The 18564-nt window shown below is 71.4% G+C and carries 15 protein-coding genes and 1 pseudogene; 5 read left to right on the forward strand and 11 right to left on the reverse strand.

Annotation, left to right across the window (positions count from 1 at the left end; translation table 11 throughout):
* Nucleotides 1-80: 80 nt before the first annotated feature.
* Together SACTE_RS21310 and SACTE_RS21315 are read right to left on the reverse strand one after the other, a co-directional pair.
* The gene (locus tag SACTE_RS21310; protein WP_014048084.1) at nucleotides 81-377 is read right to left on the reverse strand and encodes a hypothetical protein; all 297 of its coding nucleotides are present in this window, start codon (nucleotides 375-377) and stop codon (nucleotides 81-83) included.
* Complete coding sequence (locus tag SACTE_RS21315) at nucleotides 374-1345, reverse strand: SPFH domain-containing protein (protein ID WP_014048085.1); 972 nt, start codon at nucleotides 1343-1345, stop codon at nucleotides 374-376. Before SACTE_RS21315 ends, SACTE_RS21310 begins: the two co-directional genes overlap by 4 nt.
* A 240-nt stretch (nucleotides 1346-1585) precedes the next feature.
* Between SACTE_RS21315 and SACTE_RS21320 the strand changes: the two genes are divergently transcribed.
* Nucleotides 1586-3799 (forward strand): transglycosylase domain-containing protein, encoded by a 2214-nt coding sequence (locus SACTE_RS21320; protein WP_014048086.1) that lies wholly within the window; start codon nucleotides 1586-1588, stop codon nucleotides 3797-3799.
* A gap of 248 nt (nucleotides 3800-4047) precedes the next feature.
* Here SACTE_RS21320 and SACTE_RS21325 read toward each other — a convergent pair.
* From SACTE_RS21325 to SACTE_RS21340, 4 genes and pseudogenes are all read right to left on the reverse strand, one after another.
* Nucleotides 4048-5953 (reverse strand): annotated as a pseudogene (locus tag SACTE_RS21325) (ATP-binding SpoIIE family protein phosphatase).
* Between the two features lie 379 nt (nucleotides 5954-6332).
* Entirely contained in the window at nucleotides 6333-7037 is a 705-nt protein-coding gene (locus tag SACTE_RS21330) for a DUF402 domain-containing protein (protein ID WP_014048087.1), read from the reverse strand.
* A gap of 44 nt (nucleotides 7038-7081) precedes the next feature.
* Nucleotides 7082-8485 (reverse strand): class II fumarate hydratase, encoded by a 1404-nt coding sequence (locus SACTE_RS21335; RefSeq protein ID WP_014048088.1) that lies wholly within the window; start codon nucleotides 8483-8485, stop codon nucleotides 7082-7084.
* A 193-nt stretch (nucleotides 8486-8678) separates the two neighbouring features.
* A complete protein-coding gene (locus tag SACTE_RS21340; RefSeq protein ID WP_014048089.1) occupies nucleotides 8679-10346 on the reverse strand; it encodes a fumarate hydratase in 1668 nt (555 codons plus the stop codon).
* A 211-nt stretch (nucleotides 10347-10557) separates the two neighbouring features.
* On the opposite strand from SACTE_RS21340, the gene SACTE_RS21345 reads away from it, so the two are divergent.
* A complete protein-coding gene (locus tag SACTE_RS21345; RefSeq protein WP_014048090.1) occupies nucleotides 10558-11253 on the forward strand; it encodes a DUF1707 domain-containing protein in 696 nt (231 codons plus the stop codon).
* Between the two features lie 158 nt (nucleotides 11254-11411).
* Nucleotides 11412-11789 (forward strand): WhiB family transcriptional regulator, encoded by a 378-nt coding sequence (locus SACTE_RS21350; protein ID WP_014048091.1) that lies wholly within the window; start codon nucleotides 11412-11414, stop codon nucleotides 11787-11789.
* 123 nt (nucleotides 11790-11912) lie between these two features.
* On the opposite strand, the gene glpX is transcribed toward SACTE_RS21350, so the two are convergent.
* A complete protein-coding gene (glpX, locus tag SACTE_RS21355; protein WP_014048092.1) occupies nucleotides 11913-12944 on the reverse strand; it encodes a class II fructose-bisphosphatase in 1032 nt (343 codons plus the stop codon).
* Between the two features lie 144 nt (nucleotides 12945-13088).
* Here glpX and SACTE_RS21360 point away from each other — a divergent pair, with 144 nt between their 5' ends.
* Nucleotides 13089-13652 carry a DUF4245 domain-containing protein gene (locus tag SACTE_RS21360; RefSeq protein WP_037758235.1) on the forward strand — a complete coding sequence of 188 codons (564 nt, stop codon included), beginning with the start codon at nucleotides 13089-13091 and terminating at the stop codon, nucleotides 13650-13652.
* Between the two features lie 131 nt (nucleotides 13653-13783).
* Here the strand turns inward: SACTE_RS21360 and SACTE_RS21365 are convergent, their stop codons facing one another.
* The 4 genes from SACTE_RS21365 to SACTE_RS21380 all read right to left on the reverse strand — a co-directional run bounded on the left by SACTE_RS21365 (nucleotide 13784) and on the right by SACTE_RS21380 (nucleotide 17484).
* Nucleotides 13784-14374, reverse strand: a complete 591-nt coding sequence (locus SACTE_RS21365; RefSeq protein WP_014048094.1) for a malonic semialdehyde reductase — start codon at nucleotides 14372-14374, stop codon at nucleotides 13784-13786.
* Between the two features lie 167 nt (nucleotides 14375-14541).
* Complete coding sequence (locus tag SACTE_RS21370; RefSeq protein ID WP_014048095.1) at nucleotides 14542-14799, reverse strand: exodeoxyribonuclease VII small subunit; 258 nt, start codon at nucleotides 14797-14799, stop codon at nucleotides 14542-14544.
* Nucleotides 14800-14868: 69 nt separating this feature from the next.
* On the reverse strand, nucleotides 14869-16080 hold the full coding sequence (gene xseA / locus SACTE_RS21375) for an exodeoxyribonuclease VII large subunit (protein WP_026358946.1): 1212 nt from the start codon (nucleotides 16078-16080) through the stop codon (nucleotides 14869-14871).
* A 57-nt stretch (nucleotides 16081-16137) separates the two neighbouring features.
* A complete protein-coding gene (locus SACTE_RS21380; protein ID WP_014048097.1) occupies nucleotides 16138-17484 on the reverse strand; it encodes an APC family permease in 1347 nt (448 codons plus the stop codon).
* 79 nt (nucleotides 17485-17563) lie between these two features.
* On the opposite strand from SACTE_RS21380, the gene SACTE_RS21385 reads away from it, so the two are divergent.
* On the forward strand, nucleotides 17564-18553 hold the full coding sequence (locus SACTE_RS21385; RefSeq protein WP_014048098.1) for a 4-hydroxy-3-methylbut-2-enyl diphosphate reductase: 990 nt from the start codon (nucleotides 17564-17566) through the stop codon (nucleotides 18551-18553).
* Nucleotides 18554-18564 lie beyond the last annotated feature (11 nt).

The following is an 18564-nucleotide window of genomic DNA, read 5'->3' on the forward strand; positions in this document are numbered from 1 at the left end:
CGCATGTATACCGGGCCGTGCCCGTGCCCGTGCCCGTGCCCGTGCCCTGGCCCGGGAGGTGGGGCGGCCCGGGTGCCGGGTCACTCCGCCCCGTCGGCCCCGTCCTTCGGCGGCCGCCCGCGGCGGGGGATCGGCCCCGCCCCCCGCGGCAGGCGCCCCGCCTCCGCCAGTGCCCGCCGCAGCAGGAACTCGATCTGCGCGTTCGCGCTGCGCAGTTCGTCCGCCGCCCACCGGGCCAGCGCGTCGTGCACCGAGGGGTCGAGTCGCAGCAGCGTCTGTTTGCGCTGCCGCCGGGCGGCGCCACCGGACCGAGGGGGCCCGGCGGCGGCCCCCTCGTCCCCGGTGGCGCCCGGCGACGGCGTGTCCTGGTCGGTCACTGGTAGAGGGAGCCCGTGTTCAGGACCGGCTGAGCCGCGCGGTCACCGCACAGCACCACCATCAGATTGCTGACCATGGCCGCCTTGCGCTCCGGGTCCAGCTCCACGATGTCCTGCTCCGCGATGCGGGTCAGCGCCATCTCGACCATGCCCACCGCACCCTCGACGATCTGCTGGCGGGCCGCGACGACCGCCCCGGCCTGCTGCCGCTGGAGCATCGCCGAGGCGATCTCGGGGGCGTAGGCGAGGTGGCTGAAACGCGACTCGATGATCGTGACGCCGGCCGCCTGGACCCGTGCCGTGAGCTCGACCGCGAGCTTCTCGGTGATCTCCTCCGCGTTCCCGCGCAGCGAGAGACCGCCCTCGTCATGGGCGTCGTACGGATACTCGATCGCGATGTGCCGGACGGCCGCCTCGGTCTGGGTGGCCACGAACTCCAGGAAGTCGTCGACCTCGAAGAGCGCCTGCGCGGTGTCCTCCACCTTCCAGACGACGATCGCGGCCAGCTCGATGGGGTTGCCGTAGGCGTCGTTGACCTTCAGGACCGCCGTCTCGTGGTTGCGGACGCGGGTGGAGATCTTGCGGCTGGAGGTCAGCGGGTTGATCCAGCGCAGACCGTCCGAGCGGATCGTGCCGACGTACCTGCCGAAGAGCTGGATGACCCGGGCCTCGCCCGGAGCGACCATTTTCACACCGGACATGCAGAAGAACGAGACGATGGCGAGCAGCACCCCGAAGAGGCAGACCGGGATGCCGACGGCGTTGTTCCCGTTCGACCCGACGACGCCTCCCAGGATGGCCAGGCCGACGCCGAGGATCACCCCCAGGACGGTCAGCAGCAGTCCCAGCCCGCCGGGGATGGAGTGCGCCGTCACCTCCCTGACCTGCGGAGCCGGCATCTCGGGCGTGTCCGGTGTGAGGTCGGGGCCGGCGTCGGTGGTGTCGGGACGCTCGTGCGGTACGGACATGGATCCCCCGTTCCTGCGGCTTATCACCGCGCTAGCAATGTGATTACACATTACTCGTCCTCACAACCATGCGCACCCCTCGCGCGTCGGTTCCCCAGGGGGTGGGTGCTGATTCTCACGTCCTGAAAAGACCGGATCACTTGTCTTTTGTCCAGGCTTTCGGTGTTAGCTGGCAGGTCTGAGTGAGCCGGCGGATCTGACCGGAGCGGGTTCGAGCAGAGGAACAGGAGCACCACAGCGATGGGTCGAGCGGATGCGCGTCGGGCTGCCAGGAGCGGCGGCATACGCGGGCTCTTCACCTGGCGGAAGATGCTGGGCACGTTCTTCGGGCTCTGCCTGCTGGTGATGGGCGCCTTCGCGGCGCTCTACGTCTACGTGGACGTGCCCGCGGCCAACGCCCAGGCGGAGAAGCAGAGCAACGTCTACAAGTACAGCGACGGCACCCTCCTCGCCCGCACCGGCTCCGGGGTCAACCGGGAGATAGTCGATCTCGCCGTCGTGCCCAAGAAGGTCCAGCACGCCTTCGTCGCCGCCGAGAACAAGTCCTTCTACCGGGACCAGGGCGTCGACCTCAAGGGCACCGCCCGCGGTCTGCTCAACACCCTCTCGGGCAAGGGCAAGCAGGGCGGCTCGACGATCACCCAGCAGTACGTCAAGAACTACTACCTGACGCAGGACCAGACCGTCAGCCGCAAGCTGAAGGAACTGGTGATCTCGCTCAAGGTCGACCAGGGGATGAAGAAGGACGACATCCTCGCCGGGTACCTCAACACCGTGTACTACGGGCGCGGCGCGAGCGGCATCCAGGCGGCGGCACAGGCCTACTACGGGGTCGACGCCAAGGACCTCGACGTCGCCCAGGGCGCCTATCTCGCCGCCCTGCTCCAGGCCCCCAGCCAGTACGACTGGGCGGTCGCCTCCCCGACGGGCAAGAAGCTCGTCAAGGAGCGCTGGGGCTACACGCTGGACAACATGGTCGACGAGGGATGGCTCGGCAAGGCCGAACGCGACAAGCTGACCTTCCCCGCCCCGCAGTCGCCCAAGGCCGCCCCCGGCATGGAGGGCCAGACCGGTTACCTCGTCGAGGCCGCCAACCAGGAGATGGCACGGCAGGGCGTCACCGAGGAGATGCGCGAGGCCGGCGGCTGGACCATCACCCTCAACATCGACAGGAAGAAGCAGAAGCAGCTGGAGAAGTCGGTCGACCGCGAGCTGGAGAGCCAGCTCGACCGGAAGAACAACAAGACCGACGCGACCGTCCAGGCGGGCGCCACCTCCGTGGACCCGAAGACCGGCAAGGTCGTCGCCATGTACGGCGGTGTCGGGGCCACCGAGCACTGGATATCCAACGCCACCCGCCAGGACTACCAGCCCGCCTCCACCTTCAAGCCGCTGGTGCTCGCCTCCGCGCTGGAGAACGGGTCGAAGACCCAGGACGGCAACCTGATCGGCCTCGACACGGTCTACGACGGCACCAGCAAGCGGCCCGTGGTCGGCAGCGACACCCCGTTCGCCCCGCAGAACGAGGACGACATCAGCTACGACCGCCCCACCGTCCAGACCGCGATGGACAAGTCGATCAACTCCGTCTTCGCTCAGATGGTCGTGGACGTCACCCCGAAGGCCGTCAAGAAGACCGCGCTCGAACTGGGCGTACCGGACAAGAACTTCCCCGAGCGCCCCGCGATCACCCTGGGCACGATGAACGCCTCCACCTGGGACATGGCCGGCGTGTACGCCACCCTCGACAACCACGGCAAGAAGGTCACCCCGACCATCGTCAAGTCCGCCGAGCACCGCGACCGCACCATGGAGCCGGTCGACGGCACCGGCGGCCAGGTGATCAGCCGGGCGTCGGCCGACACCGTGACGAAGGCGCTGACCGAGGTCGTCGACCTCGGCTCCGGCCACGAGGCCGACACCTCCGCCTACGACGCCGCCGGCAAGACCGGCACCTCGGAGAACAACAAGGCCGCCTGGTTCGCCGCCTACACGCCCGAACTCTCCACGGTGGTCGCCCTCTACGGCGAGTCCACGAAGGACGGCGGCGGCCAGGTCACCCTGACCGGTACGGCCAACTCCGGCCGGGCCAACGGCGGCGGCTTCCCCGCGAGGATCTGGGCCGACTACACGCTGGGCGCGCTCGGCGGCGGCTCCGACGCCACCTTCGACCTGGAGGGCGTGGAGCACGGCGAGGCGCCGCCGGTGACGCGGTCCCCCTCCACCACGCCGTCGGAGTCCACGTCCCCGTCCGAGACGCCGAGCAGGACGCCCTCCGAGACGCCCTCCGGGAGCCCCAGCACGACACCGGGCGACGGGGAGTCCTCCCCGGCCGAGACGCCGAGCGAGACGCCCTCCGAGACGCCCAGCGGGTCCCCGAGCGCCCCCGAGTGGCCCGGCGGTGACGACCGGCCGCCGGGGGAGCGGCCCGAGAACGGCCTGCTCGGGCAGTGACAGGTCCGGTGGACACATGAGGAGGGGCGGGTGCCGACGGCACCCGCCCCTCCTCATGTGTCCACCCCGACCTAGGGCTTGTTTCGAAAGTCCCGCCTGTCCGGCGGCGTCTGGCACGCACGCTCGCTGCGTTGTCGGTATCGCCCCGATACATCCAGTATCGGGGCGACCCTCCGCCTTGCGATCGCACGCACCAGACGCCGCCGGCCCCGCCCTCCGGGCGGACGGCGCTACTTTCGCAACAAGCCCTAGGAGGGCGTGGCCATCTCGAACCAGACCACCTTGCCGGTGGACAGACGGGTCGCCCCCCACCGCCTCGCCATCCGGTTGACCAGGAACAGCCCGCGGCCGCCCTCGTCCGTCTCGCGGGCCCGGCGCTGCCGGGGCAGCTGCGGCGCGTCGTCACCCACCTCGCACCGCAGCACGTCGGTCCGCAGCAGCCGCAGCGTCACCGGGCGCTCCGCGTACCGCACGGCGTTGGTGACGACCTCGCTGACGAGCAGCTCCACCTCGTCCGCGACCGCGTCGAGCCCCCACCGGCCGAGCGCCCTGCGGGCCAGCCGACGGGCCCGGCCCGGCGCCGCGTCCTCCGGGTCCAGGAACCAGTACGCGACGTCGCTCGGCGCGATCCCGTCGAAACGGGCCGCCAGCAAGGCGATGTCGTCGTCCCGGTCACCCGGCCCCAGCATGTCCAGCACGTCGTCGCAGAGCGCCTCCAGCGGCGGCGAGTGGTCCGGCCCGGTCAGCCGGGCGGTCGCCGCCAGCCGCTCCCGCAGCTGCTCGATCCCCGTCCACACGTCCCGCAGCCGGGACTCCACCAGGCCGTCCGTGTAGAGCAGCAGCGTGGCACCGGCCGGCGCGTCCAGCTCGACCGCCTCGAAGTCGACCCCGCCGACCCCGATCGGTGCCCCCGGGGGCACCCGCAGCACCTCCGCCCGGCCGCCCAGGTGCAGCAGCACGGGCGGCGGGTGACCGGCGTTGGCGACGGTGATCCGGTGCGCGACCGGGTCGTACACCGCGTACAGGCAGGTCGCCATGCGGTCGCTGCCGAGCCGCTGCGCCTGCTCGTCCAGGTGGTGCAGCACCTCCTGCGGCGGCAGGTCCAGGCCCGCCAGGGTCTGCGCGGTGGTGCGCAGCTGCCCCATGATCGCCGCGGACGTCATCGAGTGGCCCATGACGTCACCGACGACCAACGCGACCCGGCTGCCGGGCAGCGGGATCGCGTCGTACCAGTCACCACCGACCCTGGCCGTCTCGGCCGCCGGGAGATACCGCGAGGCCAGGCGTACGCCGGTGGGCTGGGGCAGCGAGTCGGGCAGCATCGTGCGCTGCAGCTCGTCCGCGATGTACGCCTCACGCCCGTACAGCACCGCCTTGTCGATGCCGAGCGCGGTGTGCGTGGCCAGCTGGGCCGCAACCAGCAGATCGCCCGCCTCGAAGGGCGGGCGATCCGGGCCGCGCAGGAACACGGCGGCGCCGATCACCCGGCGCCGGCCGCGTAGCGGCGCGAGGATCGCCCGGTGTCCGGTGGGTACGGTCCGGCCCGCCCCCAGCAGCTCGGGCACGGCGACCCGGGCCGCGGCGGAGTCCCCGAAGACAGGGCGCACCCCCCCGCAGGACCTCGGCGAGCGCGCCGCCCGGCCGGACCTCGCACAGATCGGCGGCGGGCAGCAGCCCCGCCTGCGGGTCGGTGACGGGCGGCCGCAGCCGCTCGCCCTCCGGAGAGACCTCGGTCTCCTCGTCGGTGAGCCGCAGCCGGTCGGTGCGGCGCAGCCGCAGCACGAACGGGTTGACCGGCCGCTCGTCGCCCACCGGAAGCGGGTCGCGCAGATAGACGAGTATGGCGTCGGAGAAGGTCGGCACCGAGGCTCGGCAGAGCCCCAGGACGATCTCGTCCAGGTCTATGCCCCGGGCGATCCGGCGGGTCGCCGCGCCGACGAAGCGCAGCCGGTCCCCTTCGCGGCGGATGACCGCCGCCTGGCCGTCGGCCTGCTCCGAGGCGCCCGGTCCCGCGCCGGGCGCGGAGGCGGGGGCCGGGACGGCGGCGGTGGCAGCGGCGCCCGGTACGGCCTCCTGCTGCCGGGGCCGGGCGCGTTCCTGCGGCCGGGCCGCGAGCGGCTGCCGGCCTTCGTGGGAGGTGGGATGCTCCGTCACGCGTGGGATTCCGTCCGTCCGGGCCGGTTGTATGAGGCAATCACCTCGTGGGGCGCCACTGTGCCCCGGCGAGTGCGGTGAGAACAACGGCTGTCACCGGATGCCCCGGTGAACGGGGCCGAAACCGTACGGCCGCGCACCGGTACGGGGCAGCCCGACCCGGTGGCCGGGCAGCGGACAGCGAGCACGTCTCCACCCCCTCGTAGTGGTTCGTGCGACCGTGCCGCGCGTCCGGCTCCGTGGACCGGGCGCGTGGCACGCATCGTGCGGTGACTTGTGGTCAGCCCCCGCGCACCCACCGGCCGTTGGTGTGTGCCGGTGCGGCGGAGCGGTTCGAGGGGCGATCCTACGATTGCCCCCCTGGGGTGCCACAAGGGTCTCACGACGGGGTGCGGGCAGGGGTGCGGTCCCAGTCATCCGGGAGCACCGGGACCGTCCACCGCGGGTCCGGCCGCCAGTGCTCCCAGCCGTCCCGGAACGGCGCGCCCCAGGCCCGGATCACCTCGACCGCCGCCAGCCCGGCCTTGCGCACCCGCCCGGCGGTGGCCGTGTCCATCAGCCCGACCCGCTGCGCCTCGGCGAACTCGTCCTCGTCGAGCCACTCCCAGCTGCGGTCGGGATGCACCGAGATGTCCAGGAAATGATCCTGCGAATCCACCCCACCGGCCCAGCGCGTGCGCGGCTCCTCCAGGTTGACGTACCAGTTGCGGAAGACCCAGCCGCGGTCCCAGAAGAGCCACACCGACCAGGGGTCCCCCGGCCGGGCGAGCTTGAGCACACCCGAGCCGAACCACCGCGAACGCACCGTGGTACGCGGCCGGGTGTAGCGGGTGGCGAGCGGCTCGGCGTGCACCTGGGTGCCGTCGGCGAGCACGGGTTTGACGCATTCCGTACCGGACGCCATCCATACGGCGAGCAGTTCGCCGGTGTCCTGGACGACGGTGACCGGCCGGCAGATGTGCACCTGGCGGCCGTCGCCGTTGCCCCGGTAGCGCCAGAGGATGTGGTCTCCCGGCGCCCAGTTGGCACCGTCCCCCGCACCCGGCCCGGCGCCCGCTCCCGTACCCGCTTCCGTGGCTGTCATGAAAAGATCTTAGAGACGCGGGCGCCCGGGCGCCGCTGGAACGGTCACGGACGGGTCATGCGCAACACGTCCAGGGCGGCGTCGAGCTGTTCCATCGTCAGGTCGCCCCGCTCCACGTAGCCTTCGGCCAGCACCGTCTCCCGGATCGTGGTGCCCTCGGCCAGCGACTTCTTGGCGACCTTCGCCGCCTCCTCGTAGCCGATGTACTTGTTCAGCGGCGTCACGACCGACGGCGAGGACTCCGCGTACCGGCGGGCCCGCTCGACGTCGGCCGTGATGCCGTCGACCGTACGGTCGGCGAGCAGCCGGGAGGCGTTGGCCAGCAGCCGCACCGACTCCAGCAGGTTCTTCGCCATCACCGGGAGCATCACGTTGAGCTCGAAGTTGCCGGCCGCGCCGGCCGCGGCGACGGTGGCGTCGTTCCCCGTGACCTGGGCGGCGACCATCAGCACGGCCTCCGGGATCACCGGGTTGACCTTGCCGGGCATGATCGACGAACCGGGCTGGAGGTCGGGCAGACTGATCTCCGCCAGCCCGGTGCGCGGGCCCGACGCCATCCACCGCAGGTCGTTGGAGATCTTGGTCAGGGAGACGGCGACGGTACGCAGCTGACCCGACGCCTCGACGAGCCCGTCCCGGGCCCCCTGCGCCTCGAAGTGGTCGCGGGCCTCGGTGAGCGGCAGCCCGGTGGTGCGGGCGACCTCGGCGATCACCGCGGCGGAGAAACCGGGCGGGGTGTTGATGCCGGTGCCCACCGCCGTACCGCCCAGGGGCAGTTCCGCGAGCCGGGGCAGTGAGGCGGTGAGCCGCTCCACGCCGTGCCGGACCTGCGCCGCGTAACCGCCGAACTCCTGGCCCAGGGTGACCGGGGTGGCGTCCATCAGATGCGTACGGCCCGACTTCACGACCTCCGCGAATTCGGCTGATTTCCGCTCCAGGGAGGACGCCAGACGCTCCAGCGCCGGGATCAGGTCCGCGGTCACGGCGGCGGTCGCCGCGATGTGGATCGAGGAGGGGAAGACGTCGTTGGACGACTGCGAGGCGTTGACGTGGTCGTTGGGGTGGACCTCACGCCCCAGCCGCTCGGTCGCCAGCGTGGCCAGCACCTCGTTGGTGTTCATGTTGGACGAGGTGCCCGAACCCGTCTGGAACACGTCGACCGGGAAGTGCTCGTCCCACCGGCCCGCGACGACCTCGGCCGCTGCCTGCCGGATCGCGTCCGCGATGTCCGGGTCGACCACACCCAGTTCGGCGTTGACCTTGGCGGCGGCCGCCTTGATCCGTCCCAGGGCCTCGATATGGGCCCGCTCCAGACGCTGACCGGAGATGGGGAAATTCTCCACGGCCCGCTGGGTCTGCGCCCGCCACTTGGCGTGCGCCGGTACCTTCACCTCGCCCATCGAGTCGTGCTCGATGCGGTACTTCGTGTCCTCGGCCGATCCGTCCATGGTGTATCAACCCTCCTGCTGGAGATGAGCGTGCGGTGTGCGCCGCGTATTCCCCGGTGCCACCGCCGCCAGTACACACCGGGGCGGCAACGGCGAGCCGTGAGCCGCGCCCGGTGGCGCAGGGCGGACGGACGCCGCGGGGGCGCCCCGGCCGTGGCCGGGACACCCCCGCGGTCACCGGGACCCCCGGCGGTCAGCCCAGACCAGGACCCCGCACCGGAATGCTGGTGAAGGTCGGGGCGGGAGCGGGCTCGGTGAAGAAGTCGTTGCCCTTGTCGTCGACGACGACGAACGCCGGGAAGTCCTCCACCTCGATGCGCCAGACCGCCTCCATGCCGAGCTCCTCGTACTCGACGACCTCGACCTTCTTGATGCAGTCCTGCGCCAGCCGGGCCGCCGGACCGCCGATCGAGCCGAGGTAGAAGCCGCCGTGCGCGTCACAGGCGTCCGTGACCTGCTTGGACCGGTTGCCCTTGGCGAGCATCACCTTGGAGCCGCCCGCCGCCTGGAACTGCGCGACGTAACTGTCCATGCGGCCGGCCGTCGTCGGGCCGAAGGAACCCGACGCGTACCCCTCGGGGGTCTTCGCGGGACCCGCGTAGTACACCGGGTGGTCCTTCAGGTACTGCGGCATCTCCTCGCCCGCGTCCAGCCGCTCCTTGATCTTGGCGTGCGCGATGTCGCGGGCCACGACCAGCGGACCGGTCAGCGAGAGCCGGGTCTTGACCGGGTACTTGGTGAGCTCGGCGAGGATCTCGTCCATCGGCCGGTTCAGGTCGATGCGCACGACGTCCCCGTCGGCATCGAGCTGCTCGTCGGTGGTGTCCGGCAGGAAGCGCGCCGGGTCCTTCTCCAGCTGCTCCAGGAAGACGCCCTCGGCGGTGATCTTCGCGGTGGCCTGGCGATCGGCCGAGCAGGACACGGCGATGGCGACGGGCAGCGAGGCGCCGTGCCGGGGCAGACGGACCACGCGCACGTCGTGGCAGAAGTACTTGCCGCCGAACTGCGCGCCGATGCCGATCTTCTGCGTCAGCTCGAAGACCTTCTGCTCCAGCTCCTTGTCGCGGAAGCCGTGGCCGGTCGGGGAGCCCTCGGCCGGCAGCTCGTCCAGGTAGTGCGCGGAGGCGTACTTGGCGGTCTTGAGCGCGAACTCGGCCGACGTACCGCCGACGACGATCGCCAGGTGGTACGGCGGGCAGGCGGCCGTCCCCAGCGAACGGATCTTCTGCTCCAGGAACGTCATCATGGAGGCCTCGTTGAGGACCGCCTTCGTCTCCTGGTAGAGGAACGACTTGTTGGCCGAGCCGCCGCCCTTGGCCATGAAGAGGAACTTGTACGCGCCGCCGTCGGTGGCGTACAGCTCGATCTGTGCCGGCAGGTTCGACCCGGTGTTCTTCTCGTCCCACATGGTCAGCGGCGCCATCTGCGAGTACCGCAGGTTGAGCTCGGTGTACGCGTCGAAGATGCCCCGCGACAGGGCCTCCTCGTCGCCGCCCTCGGTGAGGACGTTCTGCCCGCGCTTGCCCATGACGATCGCCGTACCGGTGTCCTGGCACATCGGCAGCACGCCCGCGGCGGCGATGTTGGCGTTCTTCAGGAGGTCGAGCGCCACGAACTTGTCGTTGGAGGAGGCCTCCGGGTCGTCCACGATGCGCCGCAGCTGCGCCAGGTGGGCCGGGCGCAGGTAGTGCGAGATGTCGTGCATGGCCTCGGCGGCCAGCGTGCGCAGGGCTTCCGGCGACACCTTGAGGAACGTACGGCCGTCGGCCTCGAAGGTCGAGACGCCCTCGGAGGTCACCAGCCGGTACGGAGTGGTGTCCTCGCCCAGGGGCAGCAGATCGGAGTACGCAAACTCTGGCATTACGGCCATTCCTCACTCGGCGACAGCGGCTGACCACCCTTGGGCAGCGCATCCACCAGGGTAGAACGCCCCGGACGGACCGGGCTTGTGAGGTAAGGCTCACCGGGAGCGGGCGGGGCGCGTCGGGCCGGGTCCGGACGCCCGGCCGGATTCCGAACCACGACCGTCCGGGTACTGGTCGCGATCTATCGCGTTTGGGTACGCTGGGGCGGTGGACCTCGAAAAGCAGCCCCAGCAGCCCGTCGCTCCGGCCGGTCCCGCGCCCGCCGGGCCCGCACCCGTGGGCATCCGTGCCTCCGACGCGGACCGTGACCGGATCGCGGACATCCTGCGGGAGGCCATGGCGGAGGGCCGGCTGACCGCCGACGAGCACGCCGAGCGGGTCGACCTGGTCTACCGGGCGAAGACCATGGGCGAACTGGAGCCGCTGGTGCGGGACCTGCCGGCGAGCGGAGCCGCGGGCGCCGCCGGCCGCCCGGCGGCATCGCCCTACGGTTACGGCCCCGAGGCCCCGGCCGGCCCCGCCGAGAACCTGGTGGCGGTCTTCAGCAGCTCGACGCGCAGGGGGCGTTGGCGGGTCGGCGGTCGCACGAACGCGTTCGCGCTCTTCGGCAGTGTCGAGATCGACCTGACCGAGGCCCTTTTCGGTCAGCGTCTGACCGTCATCAACGCGACGTCCATCTTCGGCAGTGTCGAGATCAAGGTGCCGGAGAACATCTCGCTGCGTGGCAGCGGCACGGGTGTTTTCGGCAATTTCGAGGTCGACACACTGGAATCGGCCGACCCGGAAGCCCCGGTGGTCGTGGTGAACGGCTTTTCCGTCCTCGGGAATGTCGAGGCAAAGCCCAAGCGTGGCAAGCTGATTGCCAATCTCCACAAGCAGATGCGCAAGCATCTCGGCGGCTGAGCCGACCCCGGCCGATTCCGATCGCATTCCGGCCAGAAGGCGGGCGGAACGCATTGTGACGGCCGGGAGGCGGGGCCACGCAGTGCATAGGCGTGCGTACAGCGGGTAGGGACTGCTGCATCGTCTTTCGCTCGCGAAGCCGTCGTCAGGAGTGGACCGTGCTGCAACCGCCGCATCAGCCCCTGCAGGTCGCCGCTGTGCCGTCCCAGCGCATTCCCGCGCGGGAGGACCAGGCGGGCCCCTGGCACTCGGAGGCGGTGTGCCGCCGGGACGAGGCCGGGCTGTTCTTCGCCCCGTCGAAGGAGCCGACCGCCGCCCGGCTGTCCCGTGAGGAAGCCGCGAAGCAGGTCTGCGCGCGCTGTCCGGTCATGGTGGAGTGCCGGGAGCACGCGCTCATACAACCCGAGCCGTACGGCGTCTGGGGCGGCCTGACCGCAGCCGAGCGCCGCGTCGTGCTCGCCCGGCGGCGTCGGCGCGACATCGAACTCACGGCGGCGTCCTCGACGGAGACGGAACGCATCGCCGCCGCGGGCTGACGCGGCCGGGCGGCGGGGGAGCGGCCGGAGTCGGCTTCTCCCCGCGTGCCGGCCGTACCGCCCGGGCCGCACCCGCCCCGCACGGCGGGCGGCGAACCGGACGGAACGGGCCGGGACCGGCTCCTACTTGGCGCGGTCGAAGTCGATCGCGCTGTAGGCGCGCAGCTTCGACAGCCGGTGGGTGGAGTCGATCCGGCGGATGGTGCCCGACTTGGACCGCATCACCAGGGACTCCGTGGTCGCGGTCTCCCCGCGGTACCGCACCCCGCGCAGCAGCTCGCCGTCGGTGATGCCGGTGGCCACGAAGAACACGTTGTCACCACTGACGAGGTCGTCCGTCGAGAGCACCCGGTCCAGGTCGTGCCCGGCGTCGAGGGCCTTGCGGCGTTCGGCCTCGTCCTTCGGCCAGAGCTTGCCCTGGATGACACCGCCGAGGCACTTTATGGCGCACGCCGAGATGATCCCCTCGGGCGTGCCGCCGATCCCCATGAGCAGGTCGACGCCGGTGCCCTCGCGGGCCGCCATGATCGAGCCGGCGACGTCGCCGTCGGAGATGAACTTGATCCGGGCGCCCGTCTCGCGGATCTCCTTGACGATGCCGTCGTGCCGGGGCCGGTCCAGGACGACGACGGTGACGTCCTCGGGGGCCGAGTTCTTGGCCTTCGCCACCCGGCGGATGTTGACCGACACGGGCGCGTCGATGTCGACGAAGTCGGCGGCCTCGGGGCCGGTGACCAGCTTGTCCATGTAGAAGACCGCGGACGGGTCGAACATCGCGCCCCGGTCGGCCGCCGCGAGCACGGCGATCGCGTTCGGCATGCCCTTGGCGTTGAGAGTCGTGCCGTCGATCGGGTCGACGGCGATGTCGACCTCGGCACCGGTCCCGTCGCCGACCCGCTCGCCGTTGAACAGCATGGGGGCCTCGTCCTTCTCGCCCTCACCGATGACGACGACGCCGTTCATCGAGACGGTGGAGACGAGGGTGCGCATGGCCTTGACGGCGGCGCCGTCGGCGCCGATCTTGTCGCCGCGGCCGACCCAGCGCCCGGCGGCCATGGCGGCGGCCTCGGTGACCCGGACCAGTTCGAGGGCCAGGTTGCGGTCCGGGGCTTCCGGGGAGACCTCGAGCTGGGACGGCAGATGATGCTCGGACATCGGAGCGCACCTTTCTGTACGACGACGACCGGAAAAGAGGGTGCTGTGACTCTATCTGCACTCCGATAAAATGAGCAGAGCGGGTCACGTATGAGCGCACGCCCGCCGGTGGGGCGTGCGAGGGCCCATGCCACCATTGACCCCGTGGCTAGCAAGCGAGGCAAGCAGACCGTCCGGGACATGTTCCTGTCGATGCTCGTGATCACCGCAGTGGCGGGCGTCGTCTACATCTTCATCCCGCACGACGACAAGGCCGATCCCATCAAGGCGGTCGACTACCGGGTCGAGCTCGCGACCGCGAGGCGTGCCGCCCCGTACCCGGTCGCCGCTCCGGCGGGGCTGCCCGAGGGCTGGAAGCCGACCTCCGTCTCGTACGAGGGGCACAACGGCGCCGGCTGGCACCTCGGCTACCTCGATCCGGAGGACCGCTACGTCGCGGTGGAGCAGTCGACGACCCCGGCGAAGAAGTACGTGCCCGCCGTCAGCCAGGACGCCAAGAACACCGGACGTACGCGTGACGTCTCCGGGCAGGCGTGGGAGGTCTGGAAGGGCCCCAAGTACGACGCGCTCGTGCTGCACGCCGAGGGTGTGACGACCGTGGTCACCGGCTCGGCGCCCACGGAGCGGCTGGTGGAGATGGCCGCCGCGCTGGAGACGGCCCCCGAGGCGTCCCCCGACCCGTCCACGGCGTCCTCCGCGGCCTCCTGAGGCCCGTGCCCGTACCGGCCTGTTCTGAAGGCCGTTACACCTGAAGGCCGTACGTCCGCCCCGGCACCCGCACGCAGAAGGCCCCGCGACGCTTCGCGGGGCCTTCTCCGTGCGGGGCCGCCGTCCGGGGATCAGACGGTCGTGACGACCTCGTCGTAGGACAGGCGCGGCAGGCGGGGGAACCAGGCGTCCTCGCCGGGCTTGCCGATGTTGACGACCATGAGGAGCTTGTGGTCGCTGTCCAGGAACTCCTTCTCGATGCCCGCGGCGTCGTAGCCGGTCATCGGGCCGGCGGCCAGGCCGGCGGCGCGGACGCCGATGATGAAGTAGGCGGCCTGGAGCGAGGCGTTCAGCGCGGCGGACTGCTCGCGGACCGGGCGCTCGGAGAAGAACGCGTCCTTGGCCTGCGGGAAGTGCGGCAGCAGCGCGGGCAGCTCGTCGTGGAACTCGTTGTCCGCGACGAGCAGGGCGACCAGCGGGGCGGTGGAGGTCTTGGGGCGGTTGCCCTCGGCCATGTGCGCGACCAGGCGCTCGCGGCTCTCGGCCGAGCGGACCAGGACGACGCGCAGCGGCGACTGGTTGAAGGCGGTGGGGCCGTACTTGACCAGGTCGTAGATCGCCTGGACCTGCTCGTCGGTCACCGGCTCGTCCGAGAACGTGTTGGCGGTGCGGGCCTCACGGAAGAGAAGGTCCTGGGCGGTGGGGTCAAGAACGAGGGACATCTGTGGAACTGCCTTCCGGGTGAAAACGGGGTTGAGCAACGAAATCACCGTAACGGAGAGGTAGATTAAACTTCAACTAAATCTCCGCGGAGTGACCCACCGCACAAGCCCGCCGGTCGCCCCGGCTCCGCCGGAGCCCGCTCACCCCGGCGCCTGTCGGAGTCCGCTCAGTCCGACCCCTCGCCGCCGTCCGCGGACTCCTCCTGCGGGCGGGCCAGCGCCGCGTCCAGCCGGGCGCGCGCCCCTTCCAGCCAGTGCCTGCACACCTTCGCGAGCTCCTCGCCCCGCTCCCAGAGCGCCAGGGACTCCTCCAGCGTCGTGCCCCCCGCCTCCAGGCGGCGCACGACCTCGATCAGCTCGTCGCGCGCCTGCTCGTAGCCGAGCGTGCCCGTCTCGGCCACTGCCGCCGTCCCGTCGTCCGTCATGGGCCCCAGCCTACGGGCGCCCTCGGACAACGAAGGCCGTACGGGGCTCGTACGGGGTTCGTACGGGGCTCACCCCTCCACCCGGACCGTGAACTCGCCCTCCGAGACCCGTGCCCGCAGCTCCCCGCCCGGCGCCCCGGCGTCAGCGGGGGAGCGCACCACATGGCCGTCCGGCCGCTGGAGCACCGCGTAGCCCCGCTCCAGGGTCGCCGCCGGCGACAGCGCCACCACCCGGGCCCTGGTGTGCGCGAGCTCCGAGTCGGCGCGGTCCAGCAGATGCCCCAGCACCCGCCGGCTCCGCCCGACCAGCGCGTCGACCTCCGCCTCGCGCTCGTCCACCATCCGCTGGGGCCGCTCCATCGAGGACCGGCCCAGCGCGTGCGCCAGCCCCCGCTCCTCCCGGTCGATCAGCCCCCGTACCGTCCGCAGCGCCCGGTCCCTCAGCTGCTGCACCCGGTCCAGCTCCTCACCCACGTCCGGCACGATCTTCTTCGCCGCGTCCGTCGGCGTCGACGCCCGCAGGTCCGCCACCAGGTCGAGCAGCGGCGAGTCGGGCTCGTGGCCGATCGCCGAGACCACCGGTGTACGGCACGCGGCGACCGCCCGGATCAGCTGCTCGTCGGAGAACGGCAGCAGGTCCTCCACGCTGCCGCCGCCCCGCGCGACCACGATCACGTCGACCTCGGGCAGCCCGTCGAGCTCCCGCACGGCCTGGACCACCTGATTCACCGCGTGCACACCCTGCACCGCGGTGTTGCGCACCTCGAAACGCACCGCGGGCCAGCGCCGCCGGGCGTTCTCCAGGACATCGCGCTCGGCGGCCGACGCCCGCCCGCAGACCAGGCCGATCAGCTGCGGCAGGAACGGCAGCGGCCGCTTGCGGTCCAGGGCGAACAGCCCCTCGGCGGCCAGCGACTTCTTCAGCTGCTCCAGCCGGACGAGCAGCTCGCCGATCCCCACCGGGCGTATCTCGGTGGCCCGCAGGGACAGCTGCCCCCGGGGCGCGTACCACTCGGGCTTGGCGAGGACGACGACCCGGGCGCCCTCGGTCACCACATCGGCGATCCGGTCGAACACCTGCCTGAAACAGGTCACGCTCACCGAGATGTCGTGCGACGGGTCACGCAGCGTCAGGAAGACGACACCGGCGCCCGGCCGCCGTGACAGCTGGGTGATCTGCCCCTCGACCCAGACCGCGCCGAGCCGGTCGATCCACCCGCCGATCAGCCGCGACACGTCGCCGACGGGCAGCGGGGCTTCCGGTGACGTAGTGAGAGCCATACGGGCGAGCGTAACGGCCGGTACCGACATCCAGGGCCCACCCCGGCGCGCGGACCGTCAGGCCGTCGTCCGGCGCCCCCACTGGAGCGCCAGCACCACCAGGCCGACCGCCAGCCAGCACACCCCGACCACCTGGGCGCTCGTGGTCGCCTCCCAGATCACCGCGACCAGCACCCCGGCGCCCACCACCGGCACCAGCACGTGCCGCCACCAGCTCGGCGGCCCCTCCATCCGGCGTACGGCGAACCAGCCCACCACCGACGCGTGCAACAGCACGAACGCGGTCAGCGCCCCGACGTCGACCACCGACACCAGGTGGTCGAGCCCGTCGTCCCGCCGGGCCGCCCACACGGCCGCCACCAGCGTCACGACCGCCGCCCCCAGGATCGCCACCCGGGGCACCCCGGACTTCGGGTCCACCCGGGACAGCACCGAGGGAAGCCGCCGCTCCCGGGCCATCGCGAAGACCAGCCGCCCCGCGGCGGCCTGCCCGGCCAGCGCCGCGAAGGCCGCCCCGATCGCCTTGCTGACGGCCACCAGGTCGTGCAGCCAGGTCCCGACCGAGGCATCCACCGCGTCGTAGAACGCCGACCCCTGCTTCACCGGGTCCGCCGCCAGCTGGGCCGAGGACACCGGCTCCAGCAGTGCCGCCAGATACGACTGCACCACGAACAGCGCGCCCGCCAGCACCAGGCAGAACAGCACCGCCCGCGCCACCTTCGCCGAGCCCCCCGTCACCTCCTCGGCGAACGAGGCGATCGCGTCGAAGCCCAGATACGACAGCACCGCGACCGACACCGCGCCCAGCACCGCCGTCATCGAGAAGGCCGTGTCCCCGGTCAGCGGCGTCAGCCAGCCGCGCTGCGCCCCGTCCCTGACGAGCACCACCACCGCCGACACCACGAACACCAGCAGCACCACGATCTCCATGGCGAGCACCGCGAAGCCCACCCGGGCCGCCGTCCGTACGCCCCAGAGGTTGAGCAGCGTGGTCAGGACGACCGCGATCGCCGTCCACACCCACCGGGAGACCTCCGGGACCAGCGCGTTCATCGCGATCCCGGAGAACAGGTAGGCCACGGCGGGGATGAGCAGGTAGTCGAGCATCGCCATCCACCCGGCGATGAACCCCGGCCCCTCACCGAGCCCCTTGCGCGCGTAGGCGAACACCGAACCGGCCATCGGCGCGACCCGCACCATCTGCGCGTAACTGAAGGCGGTGAAGGCCATGACGACGGTCGCCACGAGATACACGAGCGCGACCGCGCCGTCCGACTTCGCGTCCAGCGTGCCGAACACGCCCACCGGGGCCATCGGGGCGATGAACAGCAGCCCGTAGACCACCAGGTCTCTGAACCCGAGCGTCCTGCGCAGTCCCGCCTGCTCCTTGCTGCTGCCGGCCATGAACCCTCCGTCGCTCGATCGCGTAAGCCTCAGTGTCCCGACCCCCGGCCGCCCCGCGCCTCTCCGACACGGCCTTACGATGGGACGCATGACTGCTACCCCTGCCCGCCGTGTCCTGCTCGCCGCACCCCGTGGCTACTGCGCGGGCGTGGACCGTGCCGTGATCGCCGTCGAGAAGGCCCTGGAGCAGTACGGGGCCCCCATCTACGTCCGCCACGAGATCGTGCACAACAAGTACGTCGTGCAGACCCTGGAGAAGAAGGGCGCGATCTTCGTCGAGCAGACGGCGGAGGTGCCCGAGGGCTCCATCGTGATGTTCTCCGCGCACGGAGTCGCGCCCACCGTCCACGCGGAGGCCGCCGAGCGCAAGCTCGCCACGATCGACGCGACCTGCCCGCTGGTCACCAAGGTCCACAAGGAAGCCGTCCGCTACGCCAAGGAGGACTACGACATCCTCCTGATCGGCCACGACGGCCACGAGGAGGTCATCGGCACCAGCGGCGAGGCGCCCGACCACATCACGCTCGTCGACGGACCCGAGGACGTCGCGAACGTCGAGGTCCGCGACGAGTCGAAGGTCGTCTGGCTCTCCCAGACCACGCTCTCCGTCGACGAGACGATGGAGACGGTGGGTGCCCTCAAGCAGAAGTTCCCGAACCTCCTCTCGCCGCCCAGCGACGACATCTGCTACGCCACCCAGAACCGCCAGATCGCGGTCAAGAAGCTCAGCGAGGAAGCCGAGCTCGTCATCGTCGTCGGCTCCAAGAACTCCTCGAACTCGATCCGCATGGTCGAGGTCGCCCTGGACGCCGGCGCCCCCGCCGCGCACCTGGTGGACTTCGCCGACGAGATCGACGAGGCCTGGCTGGAGGGCGTCACCACCGTCGGTCTCACCTCCGGCGCCTCGGTCCCGGACGTCCTGGTGGACGGCGTGATCGAGTGGCTCGCCGAGCGCGGGTACGCGGACGTGGAGACGGTCAAGACCGCGGACGAGTCGATCACCTTCTCGCTGCCCAAGGAGCTCCGCCGCGACCTGCGCGCCGAGGCCGCCGAACTCTCGGCGAAGTAACGACCCGGGGG

Origin of the sequence: Streptomyces sp. SirexAA-E (assembly GCF_000177195.2) — a bacterium.
Lineage (GTDB): Bacteria > Actinomycetota > Actinomycetes > Streptomycetales > Streptomycetaceae > Streptomyces > Streptomyces flavovirens.

Bases quoted from the DNA above. Each gene is read 5' to 3' on its own strand.
- xseA (WP_026358946.1), bottom strand. From the start codon at position 16,080: ATGGCTCTCACTACGTCACCGGAAGCCCCGCTGCCCGTCGGCGACGTG.
- SACTE_RS21335 (WP_014048088.1), bottom strand. From the start codon at position 8,485: ATGGACGGATCGGCCGAGGACACGAAGTACCGCATCGAGCACGACTCG.
- SACTE_RS21380 (WP_014048097.1), bottom strand. From the start codon at position 17,484: ATGGCCGGCAGCAGCAAGGAGCAGGCGGGACTGCGCAGGACGCTCGGG.
- SACTE_RS21320 (WP_014048086.1), top strand. From the start codon at position 1,586: ATGGGTCGAGCGGATGCGCGTCGGGCTGCCAGGAGCGGCGGCATACGC.
- SACTE_RS21370 (WP_014048095.1), bottom strand. From the start codon at position 14,799: ATGACGGACGACGGGACGGCGGCAGTGGCCGAGACGGGCACGCTCGGC.
- SACTE_RS21365 (WP_014048094.1), bottom strand. From the start codon at position 14,374: ATGTCCCTCGTTCTTGACCCCACCGCCCAGGACCTTCTCTTCCGTGAG.
- SACTE_RS21330 (WP_014048087.1), bottom strand. From the start codon at position 7,037: ATGACAGCCACGGAAGCGGGTACGGGAGCGGGCGCCGGGCCGGGTGCG.
- SACTE_RS21340 (WP_014048089.1), bottom strand. From the start codon at position 10,346: ATGCCAGAGTTTGCGTACTCCGATCTGCTGCCCCTGGGCGAGGACACC.
- glpX (WP_014048092.1), bottom strand. From the start codon at position 12,944: ATGTCCGAGCATCATCTGCCGTCCCAGCTCGAGGTCTCCCCGGAAGCC.
- SACTE_RS21385 (WP_014048098.1), top strand. From the start codon at position 17,564: ATGGGACGCATGACTGCTACCCCTGCCCGCCGTGTCCTGCTCGCCGCA.
- SACTE_RS21315 (WP_014048085.1), bottom strand. From the start codon at position 1,345: ATGTCCGTACCGCACGAGCGTCCCGACACCACCGACGCCGGCCCCGAC.